This window comes from Pseudomonas sp. 8Z, from assembly GCF_902506535.1.
GTDB lineage: Bacteria > Pseudomonadota > Gammaproteobacteria > Pseudomonadales > Pseudomonadaceae > Aquipseudomonas.
The window spans coordinates 1,091,136-1,107,696 of record NZ_LR733825.1 but is presented as its reverse complement, the minus strand read 5'-3'; the positions used below and the strand labels follow the sequence as shown (position 1 = coordinate 1,107,696).

Sequence of the window (16,561 nt, the reverse complement as noted above, 5' to 3'; positions counted from 1 at the left end):
AGGTTGGCGTGTGGCACACTGACAGCGTGCAGACGCCGAAGTTTGCCAAACATCCACCGATTTTGCGCGCATAAACCGAGAACTTCATGGCTCAGACCGACTCCGCACTGATCAAGACCATCGTGTTGGTCGAGGATGACGATGTCGTCCGCCCGCTCACGGCGGAGGTCTTGCAGGAATTTGGCTACCACGTCCAGGCCCTGCGTGATGCTGCCAGTGCGCTGGAGTGGCTGCGTGGTGATCAGCCGGTCCATCTGTTGATGAGTGATATCGGCCTGCCTGGTATGGATGGACGCGAGTTGGTCGAAGCGGCGCGCCGCTTGCGACCAACCTTGCCAGTGCTGTTCGCCAGTGGTTACGACGAGCGCGAGCTGCTTGATCAGGTGCGTGCCCGCGACAACGGCGCGGCCACCGAGAGCATCGTCAAACCCTATGACTTCATGCAGTTGGCCAATCGTCTGAGCACGCTCACCAGCGCCTAACGGGGCGTTGAGTCGCTATCCGGTTTTTCTCCAATATTGTGCGAACAAGCATTTTTCAATGGCCTGTTAATGGGCGGCCTGCTGGTTGAGCACCAGCAGGCGCGCGGCAGTTTCCGCGTCCGGCTGGCCATCGTAATTGGCTGGGCGGTATTTCATCTGAAACGCGGCGATGACATTGCGCGTGGCTTCGTCCAGTTCGCCGCTTTGCGGCACCTCATACCCTTGGCGCGCCAGTTGCTCCTGAAACCACTCGACGCTGGGCAGGCTGGCGGCGAATAGCGCCTGCTGGCGTGCCACCTCGGTTTCATCCGGCCAGGGAATCAGACCTTCATCGGCCAGGCGCTTCCAGGGAAACAGTGGGCCCGGATCGACCTTGCGCTGCGGCGCGATATCGCTGTGGCCGATGATCGAGCCCAGCGGCAGTTGGTGACGACGCACGATGTCCTTGAGCAGAGCCACCAGTACGTCGATCTGCTGCGGCGCGAAGGGCTGCCAGTAGCGGCCCTTTGGCGTGTCGTAATAGCCCTGGTTAACCATCTCGATGCCGATGGTCGAGGCATTCAGCCAGGTGCGGCCTTGCCATGAGCTGACTCCGGCGTGCCAGGCGCGGCGGTTTTCATCGACTAGGCGATAGAGCGTCGCCGGGCGGTCGCCGATCAGGTAGTGGCTGCTGACGTCGCTGCTGGTCAGCAGCTCCAGCGAGCGCGCCAGGTCAGCGGAGGTGTAGTGCAGCACCACGTACTGCACGCGGCTGTTCTGGCCGACGGCTTGGTGGCTGTCGTCGATACGCAGGCCGCTGGTGCAACCGGCGAGCAGAACAAGGGTGAGGGCAAGGCAGAAAGACTTCATAAATGACTGAATACGCTCTGCAGGTTGTCCAGCAGCATGTCGACGCTGAGCATGATCAGCAGCATGCCCATCAGTCGCTCCACCGCCATCAACCCGCGGTTACCGAGAAAACGCTGCAGGAACGAGGCCTGCAGCAGGATGAATGCCGTCGCCGCCCAAGCCAGGATCAGCGCCAGGTACAGCTCCCAGAGCGGCCCGGTGTGGGTGTTGCGCAAGGTCATCAGCACCGCGAGGGCCGATGGCCCGGCCACCGCTGGCGTGGCTAGCGGCACCAGCATCGGCTCGCCGTCCGGCACGTCGCCGAGCAGGCCCTGCGGGCTGGGGAAGATCAGGCGCATGGCGATGACGAACAGGATGATACCGCCGGCAATCGCGGTCGCCTCCCGCGACAGGCCCAGCGCGCTGAGGAATTTGTCACCAAAGGTGAGGAACAGCAGCAGTAGGCCGAGTGCGAACAGCAGCTCGCGCGCCGCGACCCACAGGCGACGGCGCGGCTCGACGTTCTTCAGGGCGGCGATGTAGATGGCGATATTGCCGAACGGGTCGGTGACCAGAAAGATCAGTACGGCAATGCTGAGAATGTCCATGGCGGCCTCCGGTGAGCGGGGCTGCGTAGTCTAGAGAGGCTTCGGGCGCCACGCGAGGGGCTTAGAACCTGTTCACGATCTGCTGTGCGTCGGCCATGCAGCGTTGAAACCAGCCTCGCGTGCGAGCCCAGTCAAAATGCTCATTTACAACTCGTAAACTGCGCTTTTTCGCCTGGTTTCGCCTTGCCTGGCTCTAGCTCGCGAGATCCTGAACAGGCTCTTAGTCCTCGAAGACCAGCGGGCAATGCTCGGCGCCTTCGAGCTTGAGGATTTCCTCCACCACCTGCGGCCGCGCCTGGCGCAGTACCAGGTGGCGTTGCAGCACCTGCAAACGGCGTGCTTCCTGGTGCAGCATCTCGATGCCGGCGTAGTCGATGAAGTTGATATGCCGGGCATCGATTACCACCCGCGGGGCGTGGCTGTTCTGCAGTAACTGCTGGATGTAATGGCAGGCGCCGAAGAAGATCGAGCCCTCGATGCGCAGCACCTCGTCGTCGCCGTCCTGCCACAGACGCACGCGCGGCTGTGAGGTGCGCTTGAGGTAGAAGAACAGCGAGGCCAGCACGCCGGCATAGATCGCCGTCTGCAGCTCCAGCACCAGGGTGGCGGTGAAGGTCAGCAGCATCACCACGAACTCGGCGTGGCTGACCCGGCGCAGCGCGCGGATCGCCGCCAGATCCACCAGGCCCCAGCAGATCAGCAGAATACCGGCGGCCATCACCGGCAGCGGGATATGCGCCAGCAGCGCGGCGCCGAACAGGGCGAACAGCGCCACCAGTAGCGCCGAGCATATTCCGGCCAGCGGCGTGCGCGCGCCGGCTTGCAGGTTGAGCGCCGAGCGAGTGAAGGAGCCGGCCGACAACGAGCCGGAGAACCACGGGCCGATGATGTTCGACAGGCCCTGGGCGCGCACTTCCTGATTGGCGTCGAGGAACTGATGTGATTTGACTGCCAGGGCGCGGGCGATGGACAGGCTGGTGACCAGCCCGAGCATGCCGCAGGCCACCGCTGCCGGTAGCAGGCGCAGCACGTCATCGAGGTCAAAATGCAGCGCGGTCAGTGGCGGCAGGTTACCGGCGAAGGAGGCCACCAGGGCGATCTGCTCGGCGTAGCTCGTCGGCAGCAACCAGGCCAGCAGGCTGCCGCCAATCAGGCCGATCAGCAGCGCTGGCGCCTTCGGCCAGAGGCGGCGCACGGCCAGGCTCAGCAGCAAGGTGAAGGCGGCCAGGGCCAGGCTCGGCCAGTGTGTCTCGGGCAGGTGCTGGCCGATCTGCAGCAGGCTGCTCAGCGCGGTGGCCTGGCTTGGCACCTCGACGCCGAGCAGGTTGGGCACCTGGCCGATGGCGATGACCAAGGCCGCACCGAGGGTGAAACCAAGCACCACCGACTGCGAGACGAAGTTCACCAGGGCGCCGAAGCGCAGCAGGCCGAGCAGCCACTGGAACAGCCCGGCAAGGAAGGTCAGCAGCAGCACCAGGGCGATGAACTCCTCGCTGCCTACCTTGGCCATGGGGCTGACGCTGGTGAACAGAACGATAGAGATGGCCGCCGTCGGCCCACAGATCAGGTGCCAGGACGAGCCCCACAGGCAGGCGATGATCACCGGCACGATGGCCGCATACAGGCCGTATTCGGCCGGCAGTCCGGCGATCAGCGCGTAAGCCAGCGATTGCGGCAGGGCCAGGATGGCGCCGGTCAGGCCCACCAGCAGATCGTTGCCGAGGGTGCTGCGGCGAATGCCGGGCAGCCAGCGCAGGAAAGGCAACAGGGTCTGAAGATCGGGGAGCGGCATCGTTGGCGAGTTGATTGCGTCCAGAAGCGTGAAGTGTAAACGACATGGCCAGGCCGCCGCTGGCGCTCTGCCTGCGGTCATCACTGTTCGTGCCCGGTAGGAGCGGCTTCAGCCGCGATCAGGGTCAGGCTCTGCACCACCCCGGATCGCGGATAAACTCGCGCCTACGGGCGAGCGTTACAGCCGCGCCTTCACCGCCGCCAGACCGTCGCCGCCATCGCGGGTGGTCACGCCCTGCAACCAGCCATCGAGCACCTGCGGGTTGGCCTTGAGCCAGGCCTTGATCGCCGCGTCGTTGCTGGCCTGCTTGCTCAGCACCTGATCCATGATGGCGTTCTCCATGGCCTGGGTGAAGCGCAGGTTGCTCAGCAGCTTGCCGACGTTCGGGCACTGCGCGGCATAGCCCTTGCGCGCCAGGGTGTTGACCTGGCCGCTGGCGCCGAAATATTTCTCGCCGCCCTTCAGATACTTCATGTCGTACTGCACGTTCATCGGGTGCGGCGTCCAGCCGAGGAACACCACGAACTGCTCGCGTTTTACCGCACGCCCCACCTGCACCAGCATCGCCTGCTCGCTGGACTCCACCAGTTTCCAGTCACCCAGGCCGAACTCGTCGGCGGCAATCATCTGCTTGATCGACTCGTTGGCCGGTGCGCCGGAGGCGATGCCATAGAGTTTGTGGTCGAACTTGTCCGCGTACTTGTCGAGGTCGGCGAAGGTCTTAACGCCGGCATCATAGGCGTAGGTCGGCACGGCGAGGGTGTACTCGGTGCCTTCGAGGTTCTGCGTGACCTTGTCCACCTCGCCGCTGGCGACGAACGTGTCGTAGTTGCTCTGCTGCGCGGGCATCCAGTTGCCGAGGAAGACGTCAACCTGGCCCTTCTGCAGCCCGGCGAAGATGATCGGCACGGCCAGGGTCTGGCTCTGCGCCTCGTAGCCCAGGCCATCGAGCAGGAAGCTGGCAATGCCGTTGGTCACGGCGATGTCGCTCCAGCCTGGATCGCCGAGTTTGACGCTGCTACAGGCTGCATCCTCGGCCCAGACATTGCCGGCGCTGGCGAGCGCGGTGGCGAGCAGTAGCCCGTTGAATCGGTTCATGGCGTCTCTCCTTTTTCTTTTGTGTTGGGGGGGCGGCAGTCGGTAAAGGTTCACACCTGTGGGAAGCGTGCGCGACGTTCCAGATCGTCCAGATCGATATGGTTGCGCATGTATTGCTGGCTGGCGTCGACCAGCGGTTGGTGATCCCAACTGGTCAGCTTGCCCTGGCTCAACGCTTCGGCCACCAATCGGCGGCGTCGCTGACTGGCCAGGGTGGCGGCGTGAATGGTGGCCATGTCCCAGCGCTCGCGAGCCTCGGCGAGGAAGCCGGCGAGGATGCCTTTGTGTTCGCTGCAGTCGGCCAGGTTGTGCAGCTCCTGCGGGTCGCTGTCGAGGTCGAACAGCAGCAGCGGGTCTTGCTCGGAGTAAACGAATTTCCACGGCCCGCGACGAATCATCATCAGCGGGCTGACGGTGCCTTCGGCCATGTATTCGCCGAGCACCTCGTCATGCCCGCCCTCGCCCTTGAGGTGCGGCAGCAGCGACTGGCCTTCCAGCGCGAGGCCTGCATCGACCTGGCCGCCAGCCAGTTCCACCAGAGTCGGCAGCAGATCGAGGGTCGACACCGATTGGCTGACCCGGTGCGCGGCGAAGCGCTGCGGCGCATGCACCAGCAGCGGTACGCGGGCGGCCATCTCGAACCAGTGCATCTTGTACCAGAGGCCGCGCTCGCCGAGCATGTCACCGTGGTCGCCGGAGAAGACGATCAGGGTGTCCTCGGTCAGGCCGCATTCCTCCAGGGTCTTCAGCAGCTTGCCGATGTTGTCGTCGATGTAGCTGCAGGCGCCGAAGTAGGCACGGCGCGCGTCGCGGATCTTGTCCTCGGGCAAGGGCTTGTCCCACAGGTCGATGACTTTCAGCAGGCGCTGTGAGTGCGGGTCCTGCTCGGCCTGGTCGATGTGTTGGCGCGGCAGGGGAATGTCCACGCCCTCGTAGCGATCCCAGTATTCGCGGGGAATGGTGTAGGGGTCGTGCGGGTGGGTCATCGATACGGTCAGGCAGAACGGCTGCTCGGGCGTCAGGCGCACGTGGTCGTAGAGGTACTGGCGCGCCTTGAACACCACCTCTTCGTCGAAGTCGAGCTGGTTGCTGCGCACGCAGGGCCCGGCCTGTAGCACCGAGGACATGTTGTGGTACCAACTGGCGCGCACGTCCGGCTCGTCCCAGTTCACCGCCCAGCCGTAGTCGGCCGGGTAGATGTCGCTGGTCAGACGCTCCTCATAGCCATGCAACTGATCCGGGCCGCAGAAGTGCATCTTGCCCGAAAGCGCCGTGCGGTAGCCGAGGCGGCGCAGGTAGTGGGCGTAGGTCGGCACGTCGGCGGGAAAGTCCGCAGCGTTGTCATAGGCGCCGATTTGTGAGGGCAGCCGCCCGCTGACCAGGGTGAAGCGCGATGGCGCGCACAGCGGGCTGTTGCAGTAGGCCGAGTCGAACACCACGGCCTGCTCGGCCAGCTTCATCAGGTTGGGCATCTGCACCGGCGAGGCGGCATCGTGCAGCGGCAGGATCGGCGCGGCCATCTGGTCGGCCATGATGAAGAGGATGTTCGGGCGCTTCATGGTGGCGGCTATTCCATACTGTGGGTTTATGCGACAGTGCGGGCACCATGATTCCGGTAGAACGGCGGCAGGGTAAACCCGGCTGCGACACATGCCTCGGATAAGTAGAGCTTATGTTTAAAGCTATCGATGGGCTGTCGCTCGACGCGCTGCGCGTGTTCGAGTCGGCGGCGCGCCAGCTCAGTTTCACCGCCGCCGCCAGCGAGCTGGGCAGCAGCCAGCCTGCGATCAGCCAGCAGATCAAGCGCCTGGAGCAGCAACTGGCCACGCGCCTGTTCGACCGCGTCTATCGCGGCATCGTCCTGACCGAGGCCGGTGAGCTGTTGCTGACTCATGTGCAGGAGGGACTGGCGGCGCTCGACGCCGGCCTGGTGGCGGTCACGGCGCGACAGCAGCATGAAGTGCTGCAGGTGGCCACCGACTTCGCCTTTGCCGCCTATTGGTTGATGCCGCGTCTGCAGCGCTTCAATCGCCTGTACCCGGAAGTGGACGTCAGCCTGATCACCAGCGAGCGCGATACGGCCACGCTGCCCAGTGAGATCGATGTGGCGATCCATTTCGGTGACGGCCGCTTCAAGCACGGCGACGCGCATCTGCTGTTTCGCGAAGAGGTATTCCCGGTGTGCAGCCCGCGCCTGCTCGGCGAGCGTCAGCCGCCGCTGCCGACCAGCGTGCTGACCGAGCTGCCGCTGCTGCACCTGCGCCCGGAGCATCGCTCGCGCTGGTTCGATTGGGAGGGGCTGTTCCGCGCCCTGGGCATCGCCAGCCTGCCGACACCCGGCGCGCTGCGCTTCGACAACTACACCCTGCTGATCCAGGCCGCCATTGCCGGGCAAGGCGTGGCCATCGGCTGGCGCCATCTGGTCGATGAACTTCTCGCGCAGGGGCTGCTCTGTCGTCTGGGTGATGCCCACGCGCACTCGGCGCTGGGCTATTACCTGGTGCTGCCCGAGCGTAAACGCCGCCAGCGCCTGAGCGCACGTTTCGTCGACTGGCTGCAGGCCGAGCTGCAAGCTCCGGCAGCAACCGTTTGAGCGAGCCATACTGCAATCGCTACGTGTGAATCTCTATACTGAGCGCCGCCGTTTTTCGGCCGTTTTCGCAACCGGTCAGGCGGCCCCCACACACCAACCGGTGAACATATCTGTGAAACTTCGTCATTCGATTTTGGGCCTGCTGCTGTGCGGCAGCCTTGTAGTTTCGAACCTCCAAGCCGCTCCGGCCCAACCCAAGCAAGAACTGGCCGCCGGTAGCGCGCTGCTGGTCGACCTGAAGAGCGGCAAGGAGCTGTATTCCAGCAACCCCGACCTGCGCCTGCCGATCGCCTCGGTGACCAAGCTGATGACCGCCATGGTGGTGCTCGACGCCAAGCTGCCGCTGGATGAAGTGCTGCCGGTCAACATCCGCGATACCAAGGAAATGCAGGGCGTGTTCTCCCGCGTGCGTGTCGGCAGTGAGCTGAGCCGCCGCGACATGCTGCACCTGGCGCTGATGTCCTCGGAAAACCGCGCCGCCGCCAGCCTCGCCCACCACTATCCGGGCGGCCAAGCGGCCTTCATCAAGGCGATGAACGCCAAGGCCAAGGCACTGGGCATGACCCACAGCCGCTTCGTCGAGCCGACCGGCCTGTCCGAGGAAAACGTCTCCACCGCCCGCGACCTGGCGCTGATGGTCAAGGCCGCGACCCGGTACCCGCTGATCCACCAGTTCACCACCGACTCGGAAACCACCATGGCCTTCCGCAAGCCCAACTACACCCTGGGCTTTCGCAACACCAACGCTCTGGTGCGCAAGGCCGATTGGGACATCTACCTGAGCAAAACCGGCTTCACCAACCCGGCCGGTCGCTGCCTGGTGATGGCGACCACCATGGCCAACCGCTCGGTGGCGTTCGTGGTGCTCGGTGCTTTCGGTAAATACACCCACATGGCCGATGCCAACCGCCTCAAGCGCTGGCTGGAAACCGGCAAGGTGTCGCCGGTGCCAGCCGCTGCCCTTAGCTACAAGCAGCAGAAGCTGGCCGAATGGAGCCTGCAGGCTAAGCACTGAGGCACTGCTGGCAAAAAAGGGCGACTCATCGAGTCGCCCTTTTTGTTGCCGCGTTTACAGGGCGGCCTCACATCCATCCCAGCCAGCGCCACCAGGTCAGCGCGAACAGCAGCATCAGCCCGTAGCCGATCAGCGTCAGCCAGATACCGGTATGCAGAAACTGACGCGAGGTGAATGTCTCGGTGCCGATGCAGACCATGTTCTGTGGCGCGTTGATGGGCAGCAGGAAGCCGAAGCTGACCACGTAGCCGAGCAGCATGCTCATGCCCCGTGGATTGATGTCGCCGCCGAGCTGCAGCAGCAGGGCGATCAGAATGGGCAGCATCGCCGAGGTCAGCGCCGTGGCACTGGCGAAGCCGAGGTGGATCACGATGAGAAAGGCGCTGAGTACGGCGAAAACGAAAAAGGGCGACAGCCCCTGCAGGCCCAGGTTGGCCACCAGCAGCTTGGCCAGCCAGGTACCGGCGCCGGTCGCCAGTACCGCCCCGCCGAGGCTGATGCCGACGCCAAAGACAATCACCGTACCCCATGGAATGCGCGGCTGCGCCTGCTTCCAGCTCATCACCCCAAGCCCCGGCATCAGCAAGGCGGCCAGGCCGACCAGCGTGGTGGAGGCGGTATCGAAGTTGTGCAACTTGCCTTCTGTGGCCCAGAAGCCCAGCAGCGTCAGGACGATGGCCAGTAGCTTGCGCTCATTGCCCGTCATCGGCCCGAGTTCACCGAGTGCCTTGTGCACCGCCTCCTTGCCGCCCTCGATGCGCTCGGTCTCCGGCGGCATCACCCGCAGAATCACCCAATACAGCACCGCCGACATCAATAGGCACCAGGGTGCGCCCGCGATCAGCCAGTCGGTCCAGGTCACCGACTCGCCGAGCAGCTTCTGCATGAAGCCTACGGTGAGCAGGTTCTGCGCCGCCGAGGTCTGGATGCCGACGTTCCAGATGCTGGTGGCCTGGGCGACCAGAATCATGATGCCGCCAGCGAAGGCCGAGCGCTTGTCGACACCGAAGGCGGCGATCACGCCCATCATGATTGGCACCACGCAGGCCACTCGCGCCGTGGCGCTGGGCACGATGAAACTGAGCAGGACAGTGACCACGATGGCGCCGAGCAGCACACGATGGGTGCTGGCGCCGACCTTCGACAGCGTCAGCAGGGCGATGCGCTTGTCCAGCCCGGTTTGCGTCATCGCCGCAGCGATGAACAGCGCTGCCGCCACCAGCGCCAGCGCCGAGTTGGCGAAGCCGCCGAGCGCCATGCTCAGGGCGTCCTTGGTGCCGATCAGTTTGCTCGGGTCGGCCAGGGTCGGCGCACTGCCGAGCAGGAACGCCATCAGCGCCAGGATCAGGATGGCGCTGACCTCATAGCTCACCGCCTCGCTGATCCACACAATCACCGCGAAGGCGAGGATTGCCAGCATGCGTTGACCGACCAATGGCAGCCCCGCCTGTGCCGGCAGCAGAATGATGCTCACGCCCGCCAGCACGGCCAGTATTAGCCCCCAGGGTAGGCGCAAGGGTGAGAAAGATGCAGGTGTAGCAGGCATGTTGGAGAGACTCCGACCAATGGCATGCCGGGACTATGCGCCTGTGGCGCGGGCCATCCATTGTCGCGGATCAGTATTAGGGCATACGGGTGGCCGCCAGCAGGCTCGGCGGTTACCATGCGCGGCCCTGTTCGCAAACCGCACCTGCTCATGAAATCCGCACGCTTGCGCGCCGACCTGCTGGCCGGCCTGACCTCGTCCTTCGCCCTGGTGCCCGAGTGCATCGCCTTCGCCCTGGTGGCCCAGGTCAACCCACTGATGGGCCTGTATGGCGCCTTCATCATCTGCACCCTCACCGCCCTGTTCGGCGGCCGGCCGGGCATGATCTCCGGTGCAGCCGGTTCGATGGCGGTGGTGATCGTCGCCCTGGTGGTGCAGCACGGCGTGCAGTATCTGCTGGCCACAGTGCTGCTCGGCGGCTTGATCATGCTGCTGTTTGGCCTGCTGCGTCTGGGCAAGCTCATCCGCATGGTGCCGCACCCGGTGATGCTGGGCTTCGTCAACGGCCTGGCGATCGTCATTGCGATGTCGCAACTGGAGCACTTCCATACTGAAGATGGCTGGCTGCATGGCGCCGCGCTGTACTGGATGCTCGGGCTGGTGGCGCTGACCATGGCCGTGGTTTACCTGCTGCCGAAGCTGACCCGCGCCGTGCCGCCGGCGTTGGTGGCGATCCTCGGTATCGGCCTGCTGGTGTACCTGCTCGACCTGCCCACGCGCACCCTCGGTGACATGGCGCACATCGCCGGCGGCCTGCCGCAGTTCGCCCTGCCGGATATCCCTTGGAACCTGGAAACGCTGCAGATCATCGCCCCCTACGCGGTGCTGATGGCCATGGTCGGCCTGCTGGAAACCCTGCTGACCCTCAACCTCACCGACGAGATTACGCAGAGCCGCGGCATGACCAACCGTGAGTGCGTGGCGCTCGGTGCGGCCAACATGGTCTCCGGCGCGTTCGGTGGTATGGGCGGTTGCGCGATGATCGGGCAGACCGTGATCAACCTCAGCTCCGGCGGGCGCGGGCGGCTATCCGGCGTGGTTGCCGGGGTGATGATCCTGCTCTTCGTGCTGTTTCTCTCGCCGCTGATCGAGCGCATCCCGCTGGCGGCACTGGTCGGCGTGATGTTCGTGGTGGCGCAGCAGACCTTCGCCTGGGGCTCGCTACGCGTCGCTGGCAAGGTGCCGGCCAACGACGTGCTGGTAATCGTCGCGGTGACCGCCATCACCGTCGCCACCGATTTGGCCACTGCCGTGCTCTGCGGCATCGTTATCGCCGCGCTCAACTTCGCCTGGCAGCACGCCCGCGAACTCTATGCCGACAGCGATCTACAAGCCGATGGCAGCAAGCTGTACCGCGCCCACGGCACGCTGTTCTTCGCCTCCTGCACCACCTTCCTGGCGCAGTTCGACCCGAGCGACGACCCGCAACAGGTCACCCTGGACTGCCGCCACCTGAGCTTCGTCGACTACTCGGCCATCGCCGCGCTGAAAACCCTGCGCGAGCGCTACGAACGCGCTGGCAAGCACCTACGCGTGGTGCACCTGTCCGAGCGCTGCAAGCAGTTGCTCAAGCGCGCGGGATCAGAGCACTGAACACGCAGGATGGCTAGAGCTTCGCGAAACCCACCAACCAGTGTCCGGTTTCGCTACGCTCGACCTGGCTACAAAACCCAAAAAGCCGCTGACGGATCGCTCCGCCAGCGGCTTTTCATTTACCAGAGGTTGGCTCAGCGGCGCGCGCCGCGCACCCCTTCGGCGAGTTCGCGGCACAGTAGCAGCACGCATCTGGCATCCGTAGTGGCGATTGCTTGGGGTGGCAAGGCTATAGGCACAAATCAACCGTCAGGCGGTTTGGTTCAGCAGTTGCTCTGCGATGGTGGCGAAAGCGCTATAGCAACTTTGGAAGTCCGGCTTATCCGCCGTATAGAGCAGTGGCCTCAGGCGCTGTTCGAAGTTTGCCTTCAGCCCTTCGTGGTTAGCTGCAGAGGCCAGACTCCGTCGAAGCACCGCGTATGGGGCCTGGGCAAACTCAGGATGCTGCCTGCCAAATTCCTCCACATCCTTTTGAACCAGAGCGGCAAAGATCTGGCAGGCGGACTCTATTGCATCCGGTTGGCTCTGTGCGATACGCCAGACATCATAGACGTGGCGAACCAAGGCCGTATCAAATTCGCCGCGTTGATATCCGTCCCAGTTCCAGGCGCAGCGGCGCAGTAGGGATAACACCTTTTCGGCCAACGTCTCTGCCACTGTGATACACGTCATGGGAAAGCGTTGCGGGGCTTCGCGTGGGACGAATTGATCCAGCATGTAGCCCATTTCGCGAATCTCAGCGGCCAGCATAGGTGGACGGTGTATTAGCTCAAGCTTGAGTTGGGGACGAAGCACACCTGATACATCCTGAAAATGTGCGTCATAGGCAAGCAATAGGCAGTAGTAGCGCCGACTGGCGCGCATGACAGGATTTTCTCCGTTGTCATGAACCACGAACTCAAAACCCATTTCGGTCAAGCGGCGCTCAACCTCTTGGTGTAAGTCCTTTAAACGCCCGTGAACGCCTTGTTTCAGCGTATAGCCGTGCGGCGGTTCCTCCAGCATGACCTTGATGTCAATGTCTTCGGACATCCGCTGGATCAGGTCGTGAGCCTTTGAAAGACAAGTGCCACCCGCAAAAATCAAACGCGTGGTGAGGTCTATCGATGCTGGCGCGCAATCGCCCTTGCGACGATCCTTCTGGAATGCGGTGTGTACGACCTGGACTTGAGCTAACACTCTCAGGGCATCAGTAATGTGCTGATCTTTTTCAGCTACTGCAGCGGGTAGGTTGCCCAGCATCCCAGCGGCGGCGGCATCTTCGATATCAGACCTAAGCTCGTCTGGAATTTTTCTCATACGTTAACGTGCTATTGCCTACCGTCACTTTCCGCGAAATGCGCCGCCGTCCCGTGCTAACAGTTGCCCCCATGGGGATCTGGGTCGATCTGCCACTGTTGTACTCCAATACGAGCGAGCTTGGTTCCACTGCGATATTGAGCTTGCGAAAAAGCTCTGCCGCGATCATTTCCAGCGTCCCTGCAGCAGTTGGCTGGCCGGTGAACTTGTTGATTCGGGTTTTAGCGAAGGCACCCTTGCTCACACGGACAAGTCTTCCTTCTGCGACAAAGCGAGCAAGCACTCGTCCAACCTGAGAGTCACTGCCCATCTTGGCAAAGTCTGAGCGCAAGACGACCACGCCTGCGCGCTGCTTAATCGAGCGACTCATGCGGTCTTCAAGTTTCATACCCTACCTCCAGCTCGAAGCTATGCGTTACAAGGTCACTGTAGGCTTTAATGACCCTATATACCAATATTTTCAAGGCTTTCACGATACAAAAACTACGCATGGTCGCGCCAGTTTTACATAATTTTTGTACTGGAATCCTGCACGCAGGTTTGCGAGTTAATTTCCCAGCGCGAAGCACAGGCTACTCAGGCTATACCCATGAAAAAGCCGCTGACGGATCGCTCCGCCAGCGGCTTTTCATTTACAGAAGGTTGGCTCAGCGGCGAGCGCTGCGCACCCCTTCGGCGAGTTCGCGGCACAGGGTCAGCACGCCGTTGACCGCTTCGGCCGGCGAGGCGGCCTGGGCGATCTTGTCGATCAGCGCCGAGCCGACCACCGCGCCTTCGGCGCGCTTGGCCACTTCGGCTGCGTGCTCGGGGGTGCGGATGCCGAAGCCGATGCACAGCGGCAGGTCGGTGTGGCGACGCAGGCGCGCCACGGCCTCTTCGACCTGATCCATGGTCGCCGCGCCAGCGCCCGTCACACCGGCCACCGAGACGTAATAGACGAAGCCTGAGCTGCCGTTGAGTACGGTCGGCAGGCGCGCGTCGTCGGTGGTTGGTGTGGTCAGGCGGATGAAGTCGATACCGGCGGCCTGGGCTGGTTCGCATAGCTCGTCGTTATGCTCGGGCGGCAGGTCGACCACGATCAGACCGTCGACGCCGGCCTCTTTGGCGTCACTGATGAAGCGCTCGACACCGTAGCAGAAGATCGGGTTGTAGTAGCCCATCAGCACCAGCGGCGTGCTCTGGTTGCCTTCGCGAAATTCGCGAACCATCTGCAGGGTTTTCTGCATGTTCTGCTTGCCGTCCAGCGCGCGGATGTTGGCGAGCTGGATGGCCGGGCCGTCGGCCATCGGGTCGGTGAACGGCATGCCCAGTTCGATGACATCGGCGCCAGCGTCCGGCAAGCCTTTGAGGATTTCCAGCGAGGTGGCGTAGTCCGGGTCACCGGCGGTGATGAAGGTCACCAGGGCGGCGCGGTTTTCCGCCTTCAACTCGGCGAAGCGATTGTGCAGGCGGCTCATGCGTGTTTCTCCTGTTCGCCCATGTGGTGCATCACGGTTTGCATGTCCTTGTCGCCACGACCGGACAGGTTGATCACCATGAGGTGATCCTTGGGCAACTTGGGCGCGCGTTTGAAGGCTTCGGCCAGTGCGTGGGATGACTCCAGCGCCGGGATGATGCCTTCCAGGCGGCAGCAGTGATGGAAGGCTTGCAGCGCTTCGTCATCGCTGATCGGCACGTATTCGACGCGCTTGATCTCGTGCAACCAGGCGTGTTCGGGGCCGACGCCGGGGTAGTCGAGGCCGGCGGAAATCGAGTGGGCATCGGTGATCTGGCCGTCCTCGTCCTGCAACAGGAAGGTGCGGTTGCCGTGCAGCACGCCCGGCGCGCCGCCAGCCATGCTCGCGGCGTGCTTGCCGGTGTCGACGCCGTGCCCGGCCGCTTCGACGCCGACGATCTGCACGCCTTCGTCATCGAGGAAGGGGTGGAACAGGCCAATGGCGTTGGAGCCGCCGCCGATGCAGGCCACCAGCGAGTCGGGCAGACGGCCTTCTTTTTCCTGCATCTGCTCGCGTACTTCGTTGCCGATCACCGACTGGAAGTCGCGCACCATGGCTGGGTACGGATGCGGGCCAGCGGCGGTGCCGATCAGGTAGAAGGTGTTGTGCACGTTGGTCACCCAGTCGCGCAGCGCTTCGTTCATGGCGTCCTTGAGGGTGCCGGTGCCGGCGGTGACCGGGATTACCTCGGCGCCAAGCAGCTTCATGCGGAAGACGTTGGCCTGCTGGCGGTCGATGTCGGTGGTGCCCATGTACACCACGCACTGCATGCCGAAGCGCGCGGCCACGGTGGCGGTGGCCACGCCGTGCATGCCGGCGCCGGTCTCGGCGATGATGCGCTGCTTGCCCATGCGCTTGGCCAGGAGGATCTGGCCGATGCAGTTGTTGATCTTGTGCGCGCCGGTGTGGTTGAGGTCTTCACGCTTGAGGAAGATCTTCGCCCCGCCGAAGTGCTCAGTCAGGCGCTCGGCGTAATACAGCGGGCTGGCGCGGCCAATGTAGTCGCGCTGGAAATAGGCCAGCTCTTCGAGGAAGGCCGGATCGCTCTTGGCCTTCTCGTACTCGGCGGCCAGCGAGTTGATCAGCGGCATCAGGGTTTCGGCGACGAACTGACCGCCGAAGCGGCCGAACAGGCCGCGGGCGTCGGGGCCGGTGCGAAATGAGGTCATGGCGTGCTCCTTGTCGACAGCGTTGGGCTGGCAGGGCGAGTGAGTGATGGGGCCATTCTACCTCTGGCCGACTCGATGAAAAGCGATTAGATTGCAGTGAAACGTCAGAAAAAGTCACATATTTATGAGCCGAGAACTGCCCCCGCTCAACGCCCTTCGCGCCTTCGAGGCCGCTGCACGTCTGCAAAGTATCAGCAAGGCAGGTGAGGAGCTGCACGTCACTCACGGCGCGATCAGCCGACAGATTCGTGTGCTGGAAGAACAGCTTGGCCTGAGTCTGTTCGACAAGGACGGGCGCGGCGTGAAACTCACCGATGCCGGGCTGCGCCTGCGCGATGTCAGCAGCGAGTGCTTCGAGCGCCTGAGCAATGTGTGCGCTGAGCTGCGTCGTGAAACCGAGGAGCGCCCCTTCGTGCTCGGTTGCTCGGGCAGCCTGCTGGCGCGTTGGTTTATCCCGCGTCTGGATCGCCTGCAGCGCGAGCTGCCCGAGCTGCGCCTGCAACTGTCGGCCAGCCAGGGCGAGCTGGATCCGCGCAGCGCCGAGGTGGATGCCACGCTGCTGTTCGCCGATCCGCCCTGGCCGAGCGATATGCAGGTGTTCGAGCTGGCGCCCGAGCGCATCGGCCCGGTACTCAGCCCGCGCTATGTCAATCATGTGCAACTGAGCGGCGCTAGCGCCGACGCGCTGTATGCCGAACCGCTGCTGCACACCACCTCACGCCCACAGGCCTGGCCGCAGTGGGCGCAGGCACAGGGGCTGGCGCCCGAACGGCTGCAACAGGGGCAAGGTTTCGAACACCTCTATTATTTGCTGGAGGCCGCCGCTGCCGGGCTTGGCGTGGCCATCGCGCCGCAAACGCTGGTGGCCGATGACCTGCGTGCCGGTCGCCTGGTGGCGCCTTGGGGCTTTGTCGACACTCGTGGCTGCCTGGCGCTGTGGACGCGCCGCGCCGATCCGCGTAGCGAGCGCCTGGCGCGTTGGCTGAGGAGCGAGTTGGCGTAACGTCGGCAATATTGCCAAGCCGCCTCTGCAAAGATGACA

General features: G+C 63.7%; 15 protein-coding genes. 5 read left to right on the top strand and 10 right to left on the bottom strand.

Going from position 1 to position 16,561, the window contains the following annotated elements:
- Positions 1-86 precede the first annotated feature (86 nt).
- Entirely contained in the window at positions 87-482 is a 396-nt protein-coding gene (locus AERO9A_RS09295) for a response regulator (RefSeq protein WP_159971613.1), read from the top strand.
- A gap of 66 nt (positions 483-548) precedes the next feature.
- Here AERO9A_RS09295 and AERO9A_RS09290 read toward each other — a convergent pair whose 3' ends face one another.
- The 5 genes from AERO9A_RS09290 to betC all read right to left on the bottom strand — a co-directional run bounded on the left by AERO9A_RS09290 (position 549) and on the right by betC (position 6,367).
- A complete protein-coding gene (locus AERO9A_RS09290; RefSeq protein WP_159971612.1) occupies positions 549-1,331 on the bottom strand; it encodes an N-acetylmuramoyl-L-alanine amidase in 783 nt (260 codons plus the stop codon).
- Positions 1,328-1,918: a MarC family protein gene (locus AERO9A_RS09285; protein WP_159971611.1), complete on the bottom strand. Its 591-nt coding sequence runs from the start codon at positions 1,916-1,918 to the stop codon at positions 1,328-1,330. The genes AERO9A_RS09290 and AERO9A_RS09285 overlap by 4 nt, the downstream gene beginning before the upstream one ends.
- Positions 1,919-2,138: 220 nt before the next feature.
- The gene (locus AERO9A_RS09280; RefSeq protein ID WP_159971610.1) at positions 2,139-3,710 is read right to left on the bottom strand and encodes a SulP family inorganic anion transporter; all 1,572 of its coding nucleotides are present in this window, start codon (positions 3,708-3,710) and stop codon (positions 2,139-2,141) included.
- Positions 3,711-3,887: 177 nt separating this feature from the next.
- A complete protein-coding gene (gene choX / locus AERO9A_RS09275) occupies positions 3,888-4,808 on the bottom strand; it encodes a choline ABC transporter substrate-binding protein (protein WP_159971609.1) in 921 nt (306 codons plus the stop codon).
- A gap of 50 nt (positions 4,809-4,858) precedes the next feature.
- Positions 4,859-6,367, bottom strand: a complete 1,509-nt coding sequence (gene betC, locus AERO9A_RS09270) for a choline-sulfatase (RefSeq protein WP_159971608.1) — start codon at positions 6,365-6,367, stop codon at positions 4,859-4,861.
- Between the two features lie 113 nt (positions 6,368-6,480).
- Between betC and AERO9A_RS09265 the strand changes: the two genes are divergently transcribed.
- A complete protein-coding gene (locus AERO9A_RS09265; RefSeq protein ID WP_159971607.1) occupies positions 6,481-7,401 on the top strand; it encodes a LysR family transcriptional regulator in 921 nt (306 codons plus the stop codon).
- Between the two features lie 112 nt (positions 7,402-7,513).
- The gene (gene pbpG / locus AERO9A_RS09260; protein ID WP_159971606.1) at positions 7,514-8,416 is read left to right on the top strand and encodes a D-alanyl-D-alanine endopeptidase; all 903 of its coding nucleotides are present in this window, start codon (positions 7,514-7,516) and stop codon (positions 8,414-8,416) included.
- A gap of 67 nt (positions 8,417-8,483) precedes the next feature.
- On the opposite strand, the gene AERO9A_RS09255 is transcribed toward pbpG, so the two are convergent.
- Positions 8,484-9,962 (bottom strand): DASS family sodium-coupled anion symporter, encoded by a 1,479-nt coding sequence (locus AERO9A_RS09255; protein ID WP_159971605.1) that lies wholly within the window; start codon positions 9,960-9,962, stop codon positions 8,484-8,486.
- 150 nt (positions 9,963-10,112) lie between these two features.
- Here AERO9A_RS09255 and AERO9A_RS09250 point away from each other — a divergent pair, with 150 nt between their 5' ends.
- Positions 10,113-11,555 carry a SulP family inorganic anion transporter gene (locus AERO9A_RS09250; RefSeq protein WP_159971604.1) on the top strand — a complete coding sequence of 481 codons (1,443 nt, stop codon included), beginning with the start codon at positions 10,113-10,115 and terminating at the stop codon, positions 11,553-11,555.
- A gap of 249 nt (positions 11,556-11,804) precedes the next feature.
- Here AERO9A_RS09250 and AERO9A_RS09245 read toward each other — a convergent pair whose 3' ends face one another.
- From AERO9A_RS09245 to trpB, 4 genes are all read right to left on the bottom strand, one after another.
- Complete coding sequence (locus AERO9A_RS09245; RefSeq protein WP_159971603.1) at positions 11,805-12,854, bottom strand: nucleotidyl transferase AbiEii/AbiGii toxin family protein; 1,050 nt, start codon at positions 12,852-12,854, stop codon at positions 11,805-11,807.
- Positions 12,829-13,242, bottom strand: coding sequence for a DUF6088 family protein (locus AERO9A_RS09240; RefSeq protein ID WP_159971602.1), 414 nt, complete (start codon positions 13,240-13,242; stop codon positions 12,829-12,831). Before AERO9A_RS09240 ends, AERO9A_RS09245 begins: the two co-directional genes overlap by 26 nt.
- 259 nt (positions 13,243-13,501) lie before the next feature.
- On the bottom strand, positions 13,502-14,311 hold the full coding sequence (trpA, locus tag AERO9A_RS09235) for a tryptophan synthase subunit alpha (RefSeq protein ID WP_159971601.1): 810 nt from the start codon (positions 14,309-14,311) through the stop codon (positions 13,502-13,504).
- Complete coding sequence (trpB, locus tag AERO9A_RS09230) at positions 14,308-15,519, bottom strand: tryptophan synthase subunit beta (protein ID WP_159971600.1); 1,212 nt, start codon at positions 15,517-15,519, stop codon at positions 14,308-14,310. Before trpB ends, trpA begins: the two co-directional genes overlap by 4 nt.
- 124 nt (positions 15,520-15,643) lie before the next feature.
- Here trpB and AERO9A_RS09225 point away from each other — a divergent pair, with 124 nt between their 5' ends.
- The gene (locus AERO9A_RS09225) at positions 15,644-16,522 is read left to right on the top strand and encodes a LysR family transcriptional regulator (RefSeq protein WP_159971599.1); all 879 of its coding nucleotides are present in this window, start codon (positions 15,644-15,646) and stop codon (positions 16,520-16,522) included.
- Positions 16,523-16,561: the final 39 nt, after the last annotated feature.